The 16,520-nt window shown below is 38.8% G+C and carries 14 protein-coding genes; 11 read left to right on the plus strand and 3 right to left on the minus strand.

The annotated features are described in order from the left end of the window. Nucleotide 1 precedes the first annotated feature (1 nt). From smc to IGI79_RS00660, 7 genes are all read left to right on the plus strand, one after another. Nucleotides 2–3,583 carry a chromosome segregation protein SMC gene (gene smc, locus IGI79_RS00630; RefSeq protein ID WP_438845602.1) on the plus strand — a complete coding sequence of 1,194 codons (3,582 nt, stop codon included), beginning with the start codon at nucleotides 2–4 and terminating at the stop codon, nucleotides 3,581–3,583. Between the two features lie 8 nt (nucleotides 3,584–3,591). Continuing rightward, entirely contained in the window at nucleotides 3,592–4,401 is an 810-nt protein-coding gene (locus IGI79_RS00635; RefSeq protein WP_010734425.1) for a Cof-type HAD-IIB family hydrolase, read from the plus strand. A 12-nt stretch (nucleotides 4,402–4,413) separates the two neighbouring features. Beyond that, on the plus strand, nucleotides 4,414–5,412 hold the full coding sequence (gene ftsY / locus IGI79_RS00640) for a signal recognition particle-docking protein FtsY (protein WP_010734424.1): 999 nt from the start codon (nucleotides 4,414–4,416) through the stop codon (nucleotides 5,410–5,412). A gap of 401 nt (nucleotides 5,413–5,813) precedes the next feature. Further along, nucleotides 5,814–8,096 (plus strand): bifunctional glutamate--cysteine ligase GshA/glutathione synthetase GshB, encoded by a 2,283-nt coding sequence (gshAB, locus tag IGI79_RS00645; protein ID WP_438845603.1) that lies wholly within the window; start codon nucleotides 5,814–5,816, stop codon nucleotides 8,094–8,096. 351 nt (nucleotides 8,097–8,447) lie between these two features. Further along, a complete protein-coding gene (locus tag IGI79_RS00650; protein ID WP_438845604.1) occupies nucleotides 8,448–9,938 on the plus strand; it encodes a transposase in 1,491 nt (496 codons plus the stop codon). A 13-nt stretch (nucleotides 9,939–9,951) separates the two neighbouring features. Next, on the plus strand, nucleotides 9,952–10,266 hold the full coding sequence (locus IGI79_RS00655; protein ID WP_195273993.1) for a hypothetical protein: 315 nt from the start codon (nucleotides 9,952–9,954) through the stop codon (nucleotides 10,264–10,266). 213 nt (nucleotides 10,267–10,479) lie between these two features. Next, complete coding sequence (locus IGI79_RS00660; protein ID WP_195273991.1) at nucleotides 10,480–10,791, plus strand: hypothetical protein; 312 nt, start codon at nucleotides 10,480–10,482, stop codon at nucleotides 10,789–10,791. A 473-nt stretch (nucleotides 10,792–11,264) separates the two neighbouring features. Here the strand turns inward: IGI79_RS00660 and IGI79_RS00665 are convergent, their stop codons facing one another. After that, nucleotides 11,265–11,705 (minus strand): YueI family protein, encoded by a 441-nt coding sequence (locus IGI79_RS00665; RefSeq protein WP_023518915.1) that lies wholly within the window; start codon nucleotides 11,703–11,705, stop codon nucleotides 11,265–11,267. Nucleotides 11,706–12,088: 383 nt separating this feature from the next. On the opposite strand from IGI79_RS00665, the gene IGI79_RS00670 reads away from it, so the two are divergent. Genes IGI79_RS00670 through IGI79_RS00685 form a run of 4 tightly spaced genes read left to right on the plus strand, consistent with a single transcriptional unit; the run spans nucleotide 12,089 to nucleotide 15,718 of the window. After that, nucleotides 12,089–13,039, plus strand: coding sequence for an ABC transporter permease (locus IGI79_RS00670; RefSeq protein WP_195273989.1), 951 nt, complete (start codon nucleotides 12,089–12,091; stop codon nucleotides 13,037–13,039). Continuing rightward, nucleotides 13,032–13,991, plus strand: coding sequence for an iron chelate uptake ABC transporter family permease subunit (locus tag IGI79_RS00675; protein WP_195273987.1), 960 nt, complete (start codon nucleotides 13,032–13,034; stop codon nucleotides 13,989–13,991). The genes IGI79_RS00670 and IGI79_RS00675 overlap by 8 nt, the downstream gene beginning before the upstream one ends. Further along, nucleotides 13,988–14,743 (plus strand): iron ABC transporter ATP-binding protein, encoded by a 756-nt coding sequence (locus IGI79_RS00680; protein WP_023518917.1) that lies wholly within the window; start codon nucleotides 13,988–13,990, stop codon nucleotides 14,741–14,743. Before IGI79_RS00675 ends, IGI79_RS00680 begins: the two co-directional genes overlap by 4 nt. Nucleotides 14,744–14,764: 21 nt before the next feature. Beyond that, nucleotides 14,765–15,718, plus strand: a complete 954-nt coding sequence (locus tag IGI79_RS00685) for a siderophore ABC transporter substrate-binding protein (protein ID WP_195273985.1) — start codon at nucleotides 14,765–14,767, stop codon at nucleotides 15,716–15,718. A gap of 185 nt (nucleotides 15,719–15,903) precedes the next feature. On the opposite strand, the gene IGI79_RS00690 is transcribed toward IGI79_RS00685, so the two are convergent. Both IGI79_RS00690 and IGI79_RS00695 read right to left on the minus strand, forming a co-directional pair. Next, nucleotides 15,904–16,026, minus strand: coding sequence for a hypothetical protein (locus IGI79_RS00690; RefSeq protein WP_254905451.1), 123 nt, complete (start codon nucleotides 16,024–16,026; stop codon nucleotides 15,904–15,906). A 67-nt stretch (nucleotides 16,027–16,093) separates the two neighbouring features. Further along, nucleotides 16,094–16,390, minus strand: a complete 297-nt coding sequence (locus IGI79_RS00695) for a hypothetical protein (RefSeq protein ID WP_010734416.1) — start codon at nucleotides 16,388–16,390, stop codon at nucleotides 16,094–16,096. Between the last annotated feature and the right edge of the window lie 130 nt (nucleotides 16,391–16,520).

The raw sequence follows: 16,520 nt of genomic DNA on the forward strand, positions 1-16,520 counted from the left end.
CGTGTATTTAAAACGCATTGAAATAGCCGGCTTTAAATCATTTGCAGATAAAACAATCATTGAGTTTGAAAATAGTGTCACAGCGGTCGTGGGACCAAACGGTAGCGGGAAAAGTAATATTACCGAGGCCATCCGTTGGGTACTAGGAGAACAGTCTGCAAAAAGCCTTCGTGGTGGGAAAATGCCGGATATTATTTTTGCCGGTTCTGATTCCCGTAAACAATTGAATGTCGCTGAAGTAACCGTCGTATTAGACAACTATGATCATTACTTGCCATTAGAGTATAGTGAGATCAGTGTGACACGTCGTTACCGTCGAACAGGTGAAAGCGACTTTTTCATCAATAAACAACCTTGTCGTTTGAAAGACATCCAAGAATTATTTATGGATTCTGGCTTAGGGAAAGAATCATTTTCGATCATCTCTCAAGGAAAAGTCGAAGCGATTTTTAGTAGTAAGCCAGAAGATCGACGAGGGATTTTTGAAGAAGCAGCTGGAGTCTTGAAATACAAACAGCGCAAGAAAAAGGCGGAGCAAAAGCTTTTTGAAACAGAGGATAATCTAAGCCGTGTCCAAGATATCATCTATGAACTTGAAGAGCAATTAACTCCTTTGGCCGCCCAGAGTGAGGCTGCGAAGGAGTTTTTACGATTAAAAGAAACATTGACTAACACAGATATCTCTTTGATGATTGCTGAAATCAAAGCGGCAAAAAAAGAGTGGGATGAACGACAACTACAATTAGATCAGTTCAACCAATCACTAACATCCTTAACGACACAGATCCAAACAAAGGAACAGTTATTAGCCGACAAACGCAAACAAAATAACCAGGCCGACCGTATGATCGAAAAAAATCAACAAACGTTATTAGCGTTGTCAGAAAAATTAAAGCAAACAGAAGGACAAAAAGAAGTATTACTTGAGCGAACGAAGCATACCCAAAAGAGCTCAAAAGAATACCAAGCTTCTTTAACTGAAGTGCAAGAAAAAGTGGCTCATTTTGAAGAATTACAAGCGACTTTGACCCAAGAAGTCAGTCAAAAAGAGGCAGAGATCCAAAAAGCTGAAAAAGCGCTGATGAGTACGCAACAAGAATTGGAAAAATACCAAAAATCAACCAAAGAATTGTTGGCAGAATTACGCGATCAGTATGTCGATCTGATGCAAGAACAAGCAACTGTCGGCAATGAGTTGAAGTACTTGGAGCGTCAATATGTCCAAGAGACATCTAAAAGCCAACAAACACTAGCCAAACAATCCGAAGTGGAAGCCAATGTTGCGGAAATGTCCGCCAAACAAATCGAACTGACAGAACGACATGAAAAGCTACAGCAAGCTTTGAATGAGGTCAAAGCGTCACTTGAAGTTGTGCAAACAAAAGGAAAACAAGCACAAGAGCGTTTGGCAACAGAACAGCCCAAAATGTATCAACTGATGAACCAAGTCCAACAATTACGGGCACGTCAGAAAAGTTTACAGGAAATCCAAGAAAATTACTTTGGCTTCTATCAAGGTGTTCGTTTGATCTTGCAACAAAAACAACGCCTTTCAGGTATCGTTGGTGCGGTTGCTGAATTGATCGATGTTCCAGCTGATTATACATTAGCGATTGAAACAGCTTTGGGTGGTTCAGCGCAACATGTCATTGTTGAAAATGAAGGCGATGCACGTCAAGCGATCACTTATCTGAAACAACAAAAAGGCGGACGAGCAACGTTTCTACCATTAACGACAATCAAGCCTCGTCAATTACCTGCACATATTTTTGCACAAGCGCAAACAGTTGACGGGTTTATCGGGATCGCTAGCGAACAAGTGACCTATCCCGAGCAGATCCAGACAATCGTGCACAATCTATTAGGGACGATTCTATTAGCAAAAGACTTAGCAAGTGCCAATGCCATTGCCCAACAGATTCGTTACCAGTATCGTGTGGTCTCACTAGAAGGTGATGTCATGAATGCCGGTGGTTCAATGACTGGTGGGGCGACGAAGCGGGGCAATCAAGGAAGTTTATTTGCACAAAATCAAGAATTAAAACAATTGACGAGTGAGTTTCAACAAGCCGATCAGGAATTGCAAAGTCAAGAAAAGAAAGTCCAAGCATTGCAACAAGAAGTCACGGTGTTGGCAGAAGAGCAAGAACTTCTGCGGACACAAGGGGAACAGTTACGCTTTGAAGAACAAGAAGTAGCAAATCAACGACAAAATGTGGCCAACGAACTCACTCGTTTTGAAAAAGAGCAACAAATCTCAAGTTATGAAACGCGTGAATTGCAACAATTCATGGAGAATTATCAAAAACAACAGGCAGAACTTTTGGCAAAACAACAAGAACTAGAAGTACAACGCCAAGAGATCGATGCGGAAATCAGTTCATTGAGTCAAGAAAGTGACAAGATGGAAGAACGTCGCGCGCAGATTCAAGAAAAACAAGCACAGGAGCAAGCCTCATTAGCCGTATTGAAAGAGCAATACAATCACTTGCAGATCCAACTACGTGGCGCACGCGTACAAAAAAATGAAGCATTAGCCAAACAAGAAGGACTAGAACAACAACTGCATGCATTGACTGCGGACTTCTCTGATCACGAACTGACAGAAGAAAGTTTAGATCAACGAATTGCTGATTTAGCGACAGAACGAGATCGCTTAAAAGCTTCTCTTGAAGAAGCCAAACAGTCACGTGAAGAAATGCAAACAAGCATCGATGCGTTGGATGCCGATCTATTAGCTGAAAACCGTAAACAAAAAGAACTTTTGACAGAACAGTCACAGTTAGAGGTCCAAAAGAATCGTGCGGAAATGATTTTGGATAATCATTTGAACTATCTTCAAACGGAGTATCAGATGAATTATGAAAAAGCCTGCGAATCTTATGAAGAAACAACGGATGTAGCGAATAGTCGGGTAGAAGTTGCTTCGTTGAAACAGCAAATCGACCGTTTAGGCCCAGTGAATCTGAACGCCATTGAGCAGTATGAGCAAGTGAATGAACGTCATACCTTTTTGGCTGCGCAACGGGATGACTTATTATCGGCTAAGGATCAATTATTTGAAACAATGGATGAAATGGACGATGAGGTACGGACTCGTTTCAAAGAAGTTTTTGAAGCAATCCGCCAAGAATTCAAAATCGTTTTCCCAAATATGTTTGGTGGCGGTCGCGCAGAACTTGTGTTGACTGATCCGACTGATTTGTTGCAGACAGGGATTGAAATCGAAGTACAGCCTCCAGGTAAAAAACTACAAAGTTTAAGTTTACTCTCAGGAGGAGAACGTGCATTAACTGCCATTGCGTTGCTCTTTTCGATTATCCGTGTCTGCCCTGTACCGTTTTGTATCCTTGATGAGGTCGAGGCTGCGCTAGATGAAGCCAATGTCAAACGCTTTGGTCGCTATCTCAGTGAGTTCCAAGACGATACACAGTTTATCGTGGTGACGCATCGCAAAGGGACGATGGTTGCTGCGAATGTCTTATACGGTGTGACCATGCAAGAGTCTGGGGTTTCAAAAATCGTCTCTGTCCGTATGGAAGACATCAATGAAGAAGGAAGAATGAGTGAAACGAAAGTGTAGGGGACGAAATGATCAAATTAATCGCTATCGATTTAGACGGAACACTATTGAACGAAGAAAAGAAAATCTCATCTGAGAATAAACAAGCTTTGGCTCAAGCAAAAGCACAAGGGGTAAAAATCGTTTTATGCACGGGGCGTCCGTTAGCAGCGATGGCTCACTATTTACAAGAATTAGGTTTAGTCGAAGAAGGCGATTATAGCATTACCTTCAACGGTGGCTTAGTGCAGAAAAATGATACAGGTGAAATCATCGAGAAAAAAGCGATGTCTGTGTCTGATATCCATCGTCTTTATGCGTTGGCACAAGAACTAGACTTGCCGTTAGACGTCTTATCAGATAATGTCGTCTTGCAATTACCTAGTGCGCCTCAAAAGCAATCGATGTACAATGTATTAAACAACTTATTGCAATTCCAACCAGCAGTACTAGCTGATATCACAGATGAGTTTGTGTTGAACAAAGCAGTCATTGCCTATGAGCAAGAAGAACTAGATGCAAAAATCAAGGAGATTCCAAGCGCTTATTATGAGTCGTATGAGATTATCAAAACGCGCAATGTTTTATTAGAATTTATGCCAAAAGGCGTCACTAAGGCATATGGTATTTCTTTATTAGCGAAAGATTTAGGACTTGAACGTAGTGAGATCATGGCAATCGGAGATGAGGAAAATGATCTACCGATGATCGAATACGCAGGACTTGGTGTAGCCATGGAAAATGCGGTACCTTTTGTCAAAGAAGCCGCTGATCATGTCACGGCAAGTAACATCGAACATGGGGTAGCAAAAGCGATCCAACAATTTGTTTTAGTGTAAAGGAGGTATACTATGGGATTTTTTGATAAGATCAAACGAGCCTTTACTGGTGAAGAAGCACCAGAAGAAGTAGAAGTACAAGAGAAATATGATAAGGGTCTAGAAAAGACCCGTAAAACGTTCGGTGAACGAATGAATGAACTGTTTGCGAATTTCCGTACGGTCGATGAAGATTTCTTCGAAGAATTGGAAGAAACATTGATCGGTGCAGATGTTGGCTTTGAAACAGCCATCAAGATCACTGAAGCGTTACGCCAAGAAGTGAAGCTAAGAAATGCCAAGAAACCAGCTGAGATCCAAAATGCGATCATCGAAAAATTAGTTGAGCTTTATGAGCAAGAAGGCATCGATGAAGTCAATACATTGAACCTCCAAGAAGAAGGATTAACAGTGATCCTCTTTGTTGGTGTCAATGGTGTAGGAAAGACGACGAGTATCGGTAAATTAGCACATCAATACAAAACGGAAGGCAAAAAGGTATTGTTAGCCGCAGCAGATACCTTCCGTGCGGGTGCGATCGATCAGTTAGTCGTTTGGGGAGAACGTGCAGAAGTTGAAGTGGTTCGAGGCAAAGCTGGTGGTGATCCTGCGGCAGTCGTTTACGATGCCATCGAAAAAGCCAAAGAACAACAAGCAGATATTTTACTTGTTGATACAGCTGGACGTCTGCAAAACAAAGTCAATTTGATGAACGAATTAGAGAAGATCAAACGTGTGATCCAACGAGAATTACCAGAAGCACCACATGAGATCTTACTTGTGTTAGATGCGACGACAGGGCAAAATGCCATGGTCCAAGCGAAACAGTTCAAAGAAACCTCTGATGTGACAGGGCTAGTTTTAACAAAATTAGACGGTACAGCTAAAGGTGGAATCGTCTTAGCCATTCGTAATGAATTGCACTTACCTGTCAAACTAGTTGGTTTGGGTGAAGGCATCGATGATTTAGAAGCTTTTGATCCAAATGACTTTGTCATCGGTCTATTTAAAGGCTTATTGAAAGAAGAATAAACAGTATATGAGCATAAGTTCATCTAAAGAGCTTGTAACAAAGGTGTTCAACTTCAAGAAATAAAAAAGAAGCCACGGGAATCGTTCTTTAAATTTCCGTGGTTTTCCCTTTATTTTTGAAGAGGTTCCGTTTGTTTCAGGCTCTTTTTTCTCCTTCCTTCCAATGGACTAGCGATATTCAAGGAACAATATTTCGAATATAAACCAAAAATGAACCAGCGATTTTTTTGACTGTCCTATCTGGCTATGTGCTATCTTGTTGTTCAGTTTGGAGTCATTTTCCTACAATATCAGCTGTTTTTTTAAAAAAACACCCCTTTTTTCTCATTTTCAAACAATTTCATTCTTTTTCTTGGCGGTTTTTACTATAATGAAACATATGAATTGGAGGACATTTAACCATGAACTATAAAGAATTATTACTGCATCCTCGTTCACTACCATTCATTAGTCAAGCCCGTTTTGGGGTTGAACGTGAAGGGCAACGTGTGAACTTCTCTGGAAAGTTGGCAACAACCGATCATCCTGAGATTTTTGGGGATCGTACGTATCATCCATACATCCAGACAGATTTTAGTGAAACTCAAGTCGAATTGATTACTCCGGTCACGGATTCTATCAACGAACTTTTTAAATACTTGGAAGCAATATACGACGTTGCTTCACGCTCAATGGCAGATGATGAAATGATCTGGCCTTTAAGTATGCCTCCGGCTTTACCTGAAAAAGACGAAGAGATCATGATTGCGAAGCTTTCTAATTTTGAAGATGTCTTGTATCGTCGTTATTTAGCAAAGGAATATGGCAAACGCAAGCAAATGGTCAGCGGCATTCACTTCAACTTTGAGTTTGGTGATGATCTTTTACAATCCTTGTTTGTACAACAAACAGAGTTTACCGATTTTGCAGCATTTAAAACAGAATTATATTTTAAAACAGCACAGAACTTCTTGCGTTATCGTTGGTTGATCACTTATTTGTTTGGGGCGTCACCTCTAAGTGAAGACCACTATTTTGTCGGCAAGCCAGCACCAGCAGAACCTGTACGCAGTATTCGTAATAGTTCCTATGGTTATACGAACCATCCGAATGTCAAAGTATCCTATGCGTCAATGCAACAATATTTAACCGATATTGAAAAAATGGTGGAAGAAGGCAAGTTATCCGAAGAAAAAGAATTCTATGCACCGATCCGTTTTCGTGGTGGAAAACGTGTAGCTGATTTAGCAAAATCAGGTATTCGCTATATTGAACTGAGAAATATTGATTTAAATCCTTACGCACGTGTAGGGATCAGTCAAGCACAAGTTCAGTTTTTACAATCGTTCTTAATGTATATGCTATGGATGGAACATGACGTAGCAGTCGATGCATGGGTTGAAGAAGGCGAGCAGCGAAATGAACATGTAGCTTTAGAAAATCCTATGGATCAAACCACTTATTATGAGGAAGGAATCCATCTTCTTCAAGGAATGAAAGAGATGCTTGTAGCTTTAGGACAATCCGAACGCCTACCATTGATCGATGACATGATCGCACAATTGGATGAACCACGTGAAACATTGGCAGGTAAGATTTATCAGCAAGCACAACAAACAAGCCAGCATGACTTTGCTTATACTTTAGGAAAACAGTATGAAGAAGAAAGTCATGAACGTTCGTACCAATTAGCGGGATTTCGTGACATGGAACTGTCGACACAGATTCTGATGTTTGATGCGATCCAAAAGGGCATCAAAGTAAAGGTCATAGATGAATCAGATCAATTTTTACGTCTGCAGCATCAAGAGCATATCGAATATGTGAAAAATGCCAATATGACAAGTAAAGACAGCTACATTGTGCCATTGATCATGGAAAATAAAACAGTCACTAAAAAAGTGCTAAAAGAGGCCGGATTCCGTGTGCCTGAAGGAGCCGAATTCACTTCGATCGAAGAGGCATTGAACGCGTATCCACGATTTGCAGAACAAGCCTTTGTCATTAAACCTAAATCGACAAATTACGGATTAGGGATCACGATCTTCAAAGAAGGAGCATCTTTAGAGGATTACCATGCTGGTTTAGCTATCGCCTTTCGCGAAGATACGTCTGTACTGGTTGAAGCATTCATGCCTGGAACAGAATATCGTTTCTTTGTGATCGATGGGCAAGTAAAAGCGATCTTACTTCGTGTTCCTGCCAACGTTGTGGGTGACGGGAAACGGACGGTGGAAGAACTTGTCGCTGAAAAAAACCTAGATCCATTAAGAGGCAGTCACCATCGTGCACCATTGGAATTGATCCAGTTAGGTGAACTTGAGCAGTTGATGTTAAAAGAGCAAGGACTAACCATTCATTCTGTACCTGAAAAAGATCAAATCGTGTATTTACGCGAAAATTCCAATATCAGTACAGGTGGCGATTCAATCGACGTAACAGATGAATTTTCAGACGCGTATAAACAGATTGCACAGCAAGCAGTGGAAGCCCTAGGAGCGAAAATCAGCGGCATTGATTTGATCATTCCTGATAAAGATATTGATCCTCAAACAGATGACCAAGCCTATGGCATCATTGAAGCGAACTTCAACCCAGCAATGCACATGCACGTTTATCCATTTGCTGGTAAAGGCAGAAGGCTGACAATGAACGTCTTAGAGCTGTTGTACCCTGAAGTGATCAACACACCAAAAAAGGACTAAAATAAATCGAGAAAAAGGGCTGTATCAAAAGTATTCAGCCATAATAAGCAACTTGATCCAAAAGCAACTTGTCTGTTTGGATCAAGTTGCTTATTTTTTGAAATAATTACTACTGAGTACTGCTTACAGTCTAGGAGTGAAGGTATGACGAGTCGTCCAATCTTTAAGATTCAAAAGACAAAGGAGTACGACAAACTTGATAAAATTAGGTAACAACACCTATCTAATCGAACTTTCATCTTATAGATAGCAATGATTTGTTATAATGTTTGTTGAAAGCGTTTTAAAAATGTAAGGAGGAATTTTTAGAGAAAGTAGTAAATAGACCAATATATATAAGGAGAACAACATATGAGTATTGAGATGTACCTGTCCGATTCTTTAGCCCAAGCTACGAGCGCCAGTAATTTCTGTCAAAAACAAGTCACTGATTACCAAAATCTCCAACAAGCCATCACTCAATTCACTTTACAAACGCCCAATCTCCAAGGGAAAACCTACGATGCTGCAAAAGCTTATTTTTCCCAAGTACTTTATCCACTCGTGCAAGGAGGAATCTTACTCTCCGAAGCAGTTGAAAAAGCAGCGAAACGATTTCCACAACAGTACATAGAACAAGTCGACTCCATTAGCTTGAAACAATCCGAATTAGAAGCGCAAATTCGTCAAATGAATCAATATATCACCCAAGCCGAGGGAATAAGGCAATTGCTTCTTTCACCTCATATGCCAGAAGAACACGAACACCAAGGCTTTCAACTCAATCAAAATACGTTATTACTCACGATGTATCATGACTTGAAACACAAACTGGAAGAAAAACTCCAAAAACTCTTAGCTTACAACCAAAGCTCCGCGCAGTTTTTTACAGAAATCAAAAGTCTCGAACAAGCTGTGAATCAAGGACTTGCCCAAACAAAAACTGCTTGGAATAGCCAAACGAAGACATTCTCTATGCCAAAAGATTTGTCCTGGACAACTACGATCCAAGACAAATGGCAACAAGCAGAAAACGAGAAAAAAGGCATCGATCCAACTAAAAACAAAGAACTAGAAAAGTACAACGTCTATGCTCTCATTATTCACGATAGCGAGGGCAACCCACGTGTCTTTTGGAAAATAGAAGACAAGCAATCAGGCTACGGCATCGTGAACCCCGAGCTGTATCAATATGTCACGAAAGTAGGTAACTACTTAGAACCTGAACTGATCCAATTCATGACGTACGATACCTACCAAGAGAAAGTCAATGCGGCTTGGCGCCAAGGTGTCAATTACGAAACCGGTGAAAAACTAGACCCACTCTTAGGCAGTATCGTCTCTACCTCGCAATACGTCAAAGACGGCTACACATGGATCAACGAATCTGAACTCGGTCAAGCCCTGATGGTCTTAGGCTTTACTTATGCGTCTTACAAAGTATTGACGACTACTGGTGTGAAGCAGGTGGAGAATGGTAAGATTGAGGAGACGAGTGGGTGGGATATCGATAAGTCATCTTGGAGTTTAAATAGAGAAGGTGCAAATATAAATGGCCGTAAATACTCTAGCCATGCTCTAGAAAGAATGGCACCTGATATACCAGAAGTTAGAGCACAATTGAATATTAGAGCACAAAAAGCCGCAAAAAATATGGGATATATTCCTGGAACAAATGAGTATAGTGATTTTATAAAAAAATATGTACAGCCAAGGAATATTCCGCCATCAGTAATCGAAAATGCTATATCCAAGGGTGTGAAAACCCGTGGAAATCAAATAAATACATGGAAGTTAGAAACTAGTGATGTTACAGTAATAATTAATGATTTGGGATTAGTAATTACAGTGATTCCTAAGTAAGGGAGATAAGAAAATGAAATATGATGAGTTAGAATTGATGGAGCTTTTCCTATCAGAAGGTGAGAGTATAACTGATAATATAGGTGATGGTAATATCATGTATAAAATTTCCCGAGATGATTTTAAGCTGAAAATCTTTATAAGGACTTATGAAAACCAAATCAGTGTATTTTTGACTTATAAAGAAGCAGATGTTTTTTATGGGGATTTTTACAATATTACAGAACTAAAAAAGAAAGACATGTATCTAAAGATTTTTAAAGAAAATCAGGAAATTGGAGAACTTTGTTTTGGGATGATGCTTTCAGTGAGTGTTAGCAATCAATAATTGTATGACAAAGACATATATTTTAAATAGTTCATGATAAATCAAAATATGTGGAAACTACCTAGGAATGGAGCAAAAAATATAAAGCGGATTTGAGGTAAATACTGAAAACATATCCTAAAGGTGTAAGGGTTGACGTAATAAAAAATGGAAAACCGGCAATTATATTTCCTGATGCAACCAGACAACCATAAAATTTTTAGGAGGAAAACCATGAAGTTAAATAAAGAAATGGGTAATATTTTAAAAAAGAGAAAAGAGTTAGATATAAATGATGATTTTGGAATAGAAAAATGTTGGGATGAAATGACAAAAAATTTAACAAAGAATGAGGAAGAAACTATAGATTATCTTAATGGATGCGATAAAGATGATTTATATTATATCAGTGAAATTTTTGAAGATATATCCGAAAAACTTCAAAGTCAAAGATTTATTGCTGTCTTAAGAAAACTTGATAAGAAATTTCATGAGTTAGATATGACTAAAGATATTGATATTGCTGAGAGTTATATTACAATGTAGCTTAAAAGATTTCATCATTAAATTTATAAACATCAAAGTTCTTTCAAATATTTGTTCATTTAGTTTATGAATGTTTTTTTGCGCTAGGATTAGACAGAACAATTGGGAATATAACCACCTCACCTTTGAAGTCTGTAAAATAACTTACAAAAAAAAGCACCTAGTTTAGATGTAAAGCCATAGGAAATGATATAAAAGAACATGAATACGTAGAAGTTGATATTGCAAGAATTGATATTTACCAAGAATGATACTATCTGCATATTTTTTTATAAACAATTTGAAACTATTGAACCAATGAAACGACAAATCTTAAAAAATTAAAAACTTAATAACGATTGCAATAAACAAAAAAATCATTCACATCACTAGATTTATCTAGTTTGTGAATGATTTTTTGTTTTGCCACAGGTACATACGAACGCTGAAAAGCCTTGATTAGAAACTCAAAGAATCGAGTGAACTTTTAGAAATTATTTGAATAATCGGTCCCAAAAGCTTTTTTTCTTTGGTTGTTCTTCTTCTTGTTTCGTTGGATATTTTTCTTCTACGTCAATAACGGGCTCATTCACCGCTTCTTTGGCCGCAATCAGTAGACCAATACTTTGCGGATCTTCAGAAACATGATCGTTTACAACCGTGAATTTCGTTTGATTTTTCGTTGCCAATTGGATGTATTGATTCTGGATATCCAGGGGTAAGGTCCCGTTTATCAGAATAAATGCTTCTGGTCGTTTCTCTAGTTCTTGTAGGAACTTTTCTTTATTTGTCGGCTCATTCATTTCAGCAACGGTCATACTGAGGTAGCAACGTTCACGAAAGGTACCTAGGTATTTATGCTGTTCTTCTGGGTTGACCAAGGGCGTGCCATACATTCCTTTGTCCAAATGATTTTTCAATTCATCTGATGCCATCCAATTTCCTCCTTTGTTGTTTTAAGTCATTATAACATAGAGGTTGTGACAGAAGCGTTTTGACCTGAGCAGTAAGCTAGAAAATCGAAAAATAGTTTTTCATATTTTGTAATTTTACAGCTTAGTTTTGAAGGTTAGCTCTTGCAACACCGTGTAACCAGGTTGTGAGAAAGTCGTTTAACTCCAAGCATTAAGGCAGAAATTGAGAAATAGCTTCCCACATTTCTAAGGTCAGAAACAAAAATGAATTTTATTTTTGTATCGTACACGTACTCTAAAATTTATAGGGATTGCTCTTATTTCATTAAAAAACGGTTGCTTTTGTTCAATGCTTCACTTAGAATAAGAATGAGAATCATTCTCAGTTAGCGAGGTAAAGAGAAATGCGCGTGGGTCGCTTGATGGTTTTGTTAGTTATTTTAAGTATATGTTCGCTATTTATTGGCGTGTCTCGAGTGGAATTCATGGAGATTATCCGATTTGAAGGACAGAGTATGCAATTGTTGTTGGCGACACGTTTTCCGCGAACGATCTGTTTAGTACTGGTAGGGGCAACGAGTAGTATTTGTGGGTTGATCATGCAACATTTGACTCAAAATAAATTTGTTTCATCAACGACAGCTGGCACGATGGATAGTGCGAGATTGGGTATCTTAGTGGTGATGCTCTTTTTACCGAATGCTTCTTTGTGGATTCGTTCAGCAACTGCATTTTTATTTGCGTTTGCAGGTACGCTCTTATTTTTATCTTTTGCACGATTTTTTCCACAAAAAAATCAGCTGATGTTACCATTGATCGGCGTGATGCTAGGAAATATTATCGGCTCTGCTGCAACATTTTTTGCCTATCAGTTTCAGTTAGTACAAAACATGTCTTCATGGCTACAAGGAAATTTTGCAACAGTCATGCGGGGAAATTATGAATTACTGTATGTAACGATTCCTTTATTACTTATCTTATCTTTTTTTGCCTATCAATTTACGATCGTAGGCTTAGGTGAATCGTTCGCAGTGAATTTAGGGATGAATTATCGCAACATGCAACTACTAGGGATTGGCCTTGTTTCTTTAGCCAGTGCGATCACTTTGATCATGGTTGGGACGATTCCTTTCTTGGGAGTGATCATTCCAAATATCACAGCAAAGCTCTATGGGGATCAGGTACATAAAACGTTAGGAATTACCGCCATTTTTGGTAGTATCTTTTTGCTTATCTGTGACATGATCGCTCGTCTTGTGATTTTTCCTTATGAAATCCCAGTCAGCGTCATCGTAGGTATCATCGGTGGTTTGATTTTCCTTTACTTGTTAGTAAGGGGGCGCAAACATGGATAAAAAGATCACTGGTCTATTTTTTATTTTGTCTCTACTCGTGATTGGCGTGACGATTGGCTATTTGACCATCAATACGTATGGTAATTGGACATTTGCATGGGCCTTACGAAGCAAGAAAATCATGGCGTTCATTTTAGTGGCGCTCGCGACAAGCAGTGCGACCGTCAGTTTCCAAACGATTACTCAAAATCAATTTTTGACCCCTTCTGTGTTAGGGCTCGATTCCCTCTATGTACTTGTTCAAACCCTCCTCTTTTTCTTGATTGGTGGGGTGACGATGCTTCAGCAAACAGGTACAGGCTTTTTCTTAGTCAACGTGGCATTGATGGTTGGCTTAAGCCAGTTATTGTTTTTCTTTTTATTACGAAAAGAAGCCCCTAACTTATTCTTATTATTGATGACGGGGATGATTTTAGGGACACTTTTCAATAGTATCAGTACGTTTTTACAAGTGGTGATGGACCCGAATGAATATGATTTGCTACAAGGGAAGTTGTTTGCTAGTTTCGGTAATGTCCAAACTGCCTACCTCCTACCTGCTGCATTGTTGATTGGCTGTTGTTGGGTGTTCCTTTTTTATAAAAGACATTTTCTGGATGTCTTTCATCTAGGAAAGGATCAAGCAACAAACCTTGGGATTGAGACAGAGCGTTTTCAATTTTCTATTCTTTGTTGTGTCAGCTTGTTGACAGGAACAGCCACTGCTTTGGTGGGACCAATCACCTTTCTTGGATTTATTGTCGCAAACGTCAGCTATCGTTTGTTTGCAACGTATCGTCATGGTGTTTTGCTACTAGGAAGTTTTTTGATTGCTTTCTTGTTTTTGACTGGGGGACAATTGATCGTTGAGCAAGTGTTTGGGTGGAACACGACGGTCAGTGTGGTTGTAGAGTTCACAGGGGGTATTTACTTTATTACAAAATTGATTCGAGAAAGGAAGGAACTGGGATGATCAATTTGAATAGTGTCGAGAAGTCTTACCAAGGAAAAACGGTCGTTGAGGCCTTGCAATTGGAAATCTCGGATCAACAATTGACAGCCTTCATCGGTCCAAACGGCGCAGGAAAGTCAACCGTTCTTTCTATGATCAGTCGCTTGATTCCTAAAGATGCAGGTGAGATCTACTTGGATCACAATGAAGTAAAAGCTTGGAAGTCCAAAGAGATGGCAAAAAAACTAGCGATCTTGAAACAATCCAATGAGATCAGTATGAAAATCACAGTCGAGGAGCTTGTATCGTTTGGGCGTTTTCCTTATTCGAAAGGAAAGCTGACAACGAAAGACCATCAGATCATCGAAGAATCACTCCAGCATCTAGGGTTGGAAGAACTGAAGGACCAAACGATCGACACGCTTTCTGGGGGGCAGTTGCAACGAGCGTATATTGCGATGGTTCTTGCGCAAGATACTGATTACATTTTGCTGGATGAACCACTCAATAATCTCGATATGAATTTTGCGGTACAAATCATGCAAATTTTAAAGCGCCTTGTACAAGAATTAGGAAAAACGATCATCATTGTGTTACACGATATCAACTTTGCAGCGAGTTACGCAGATGAAATCGTCGCAATGAAACAAGGGAAGTTATTTAGACAAGGCAAAACGAACGATATTATTAAAAAAGAAGTACTAGATCAATTATACGAAATGGACATTCGAATCTGTGAAATCGAAGGACGCAGATTTTGTCTTTATTTCTAAAAACTACGAAGGAGCGTCAAAATGAAGAAAATAGTTTTAGGATTTTTAGTCATAGCATCATTAGGATTAGCAGCATGTGGAAATAACGAAGCACAAACGAGTGAAACAACAGCATCAAGTACTGTCGCAACGGATACAATGTTGACAGTCAAAGATAGCAATGGTGAGTCTGTAGAAGTGCAACAAAACCCTGAGAAAGTTGTAGTATTCGACAATGGATCATTAGATACGCTTGATGCATTAGGTGTTGGAGACAAAGTCATAGGAGCGGCAACTAAAAATTTACCTGCTTACTTAGAAAAATATCAAGAAGTTGAATCTGCTGGAGGAATCAAAGAACCTGATTTGGAAAAAATCAATGAGATGCAACCAGATTTGATTATTATTTCCGGTCGTCAAAGTGATTATCAGGAACAGTTGAACCAAATTGCCCCAACACTATATTTAGCAATGGATGCAGAAAAGCCATGGGAATCGATGCAAGAAAATGTGACAACATTGGCAAAGATTTTTGATAAAGAAAAAGAAGCAGAAGAAAAATTAACAGATTTAACGAAACAAATCGATGAAGTGAAAGAGAAAGCCAGCACGCTTGATCAAACAGCTTTAGTTACTTTAGTGAATGAAGGGCAACTTTCAGCATATGGTTCAGGTTCACGTTTCGGACTAGTTCATGATTTATTTGGCTTTAAACAAGCCGATGATCAAATCGAGGCGTCTACACATGGTCAAAGTGTTTCTTATGAATATGTTTTAGAGAAGAACCCAGGGATTTTATTTGTGATTGATCGTACCAAAGCAATTGGTGGAGATACAAGCAACGATAACGTAGCTGCCAATGAATTAGTGGCACAAACAGATGCCGGTAAAAATGATCAAGTGATTTCATTGCAACCAGATGTATGGTATTTGAGTGGTGGTGGACTTGAATCAATGAACTTGATGATTGAAGATGTCAATCAAGCGCTAAAATAATTTTTCAATGAATAACTAAGAAAATGAGCCTGGTACATCAGTCATCTTGCATCCTACAACTGAATAAACGGTGTTCCAGAAGTAGCACCTTCAAAAATAAGCCGAGAAACCCAAAATTTGAAAAACAATTTTCGGGTTTCTCGGCTTATTTCTCGGAGCTAGGTACTTCTATCACAACCTCTGATTCAATGGGTGATTGTTTGATCGTTAGGAAAATCTAGTGTAAGGGTAAATTCATTATCGACTTCATAAGGATCGATTCGTGGGGTTGGATCATGGAAAAAGTGAGCAAGCCATTGTCGGAACATAAGATCGCCTCCTTTGATTTGATTAAAGGATACAAGGCGAACCTTAGAGAAAGCTTAAAGCATAGAATCAAGCATGTGTTTCGGCTAATGCTTGATAATTGACGATCTTGACTTGACGATAAAAGTCAGCTGGCAGTTTTGACCAACGTTTCAAAAGTTGATAAAAATAACTATCTTCTGCTTTGATTTTGTACTCACTTAAAATCAATCCGAAGTAGTTTGGTTTTTTCTTTGCTAATTTGTGATAGATCGACAATGCTTTTTCTTTGTCTTCATCAACAAATAGTGTTTTGACTTCAATATAAGATCCTTCAATGTTCTGTGTTTCTTCAATAAAGTAAATGCTTTTTATATATTCTGTCATAAGTAAGACCTCCAGCGCTTGTTTAGTTGTTAAGATAACAATAGCTAAAATTTGTTAATAAATCGTGAACAAATAATTATTCTTTTTCAGCAATTGTTTAAGTTTTTTCGCTTATCTATAGTTAATCTGT

The organism is Enterococcus sp. AZ084 (genome assembly GCF_051714905.1).
Classification (GTDB): domain Bacteria; phylum Bacillota; class Bacilli; order Lactobacillales; family Enterococcaceae; genus Enterococcus_B; species Enterococcus_B pernyi.

Bases quoted from the DNA above. Each gene is read 5' to 3' on its own strand.
- IGI79_RS00635 (WP_010734425.1), top strand. From the start codon at position 3,592: ATGATCAAATTAATCGCTATCGATTTAGACGGAACACTATTGAACGAA.
- ftsY (WP_010734424.1), top strand. From the start codon at position 4,414: ATGGGATTTTTTGATAAGATCAAACGAGCCTTTACTGGTGAAGAAGCA.
- gshAB (WP_438845603.1), top strand. From the start codon at position 5,814: ATGAACTATAAAGAATTATTACTGCATCCTCGTTCACTACCATTCATT.
- IGI79_RS00650 (WP_438845604.1), top strand. From the start codon at position 8,448: ATGAGTATTGAGATGTACCTGTCCGATTCTTTAGCCCAAGCTACGAGC.
- IGI79_RS00655 (WP_195273993.1), top strand. From the start codon at position 9,952: ATGAAATATGATGAGTTAGAATTGATGGAGCTTTTCCTATCAGAAGGT.
- IGI79_RS00660 (WP_195273991.1), top strand. From the start codon at position 10,480: ATGAAGTTAAATAAAGAAATGGGTAATATTTTAAAAAAGAGAAAAGAG.
- IGI79_RS00665 (WP_023518915.1), bottom strand. From the start codon at position 11,705: ATGGCATCAGATGAATTGAAAAATCATTTGGACAAAGGAATGTATGGC.
- IGI79_RS00670 (WP_195273989.1), top strand. From the start codon at position 12,089: ATGCGCGTGGGTCGCTTGATGGTTTTGTTAGTTATTTTAAGTATATGT.
- IGI79_RS00675 (WP_195273987.1), top strand. From the start codon at position 13,032: ATGGATAAAAAGATCACTGGTCTATTTTTTATTTTGTCTCTACTCGTG.
- IGI79_RS00680 (WP_023518917.1), top strand. From the start codon at position 13,988: ATGATCAATTTGAATAGTGTCGAGAAGTCTTACCAAGGAAAAACGGTC.
- IGI79_RS00685 (WP_195273985.1), top strand. From the start codon at position 14,765: ATGAAGAAAATAGTTTTAGGATTTTTAGTCATAGCATCATTAGGATTA.
- IGI79_RS00690 (WP_254905451.1), bottom strand. From the start codon at position 16,026: ATGTTCCGACAATGGCTTGCTCACTTTTTCCATGATCCAACCCCACGA.
- IGI79_RS00695 (WP_010734416.1), bottom strand. From the start codon at position 16,390: ATGACAGAATATATAAAAAGCATTTACTTTATTGAAGAAACACAGAAC.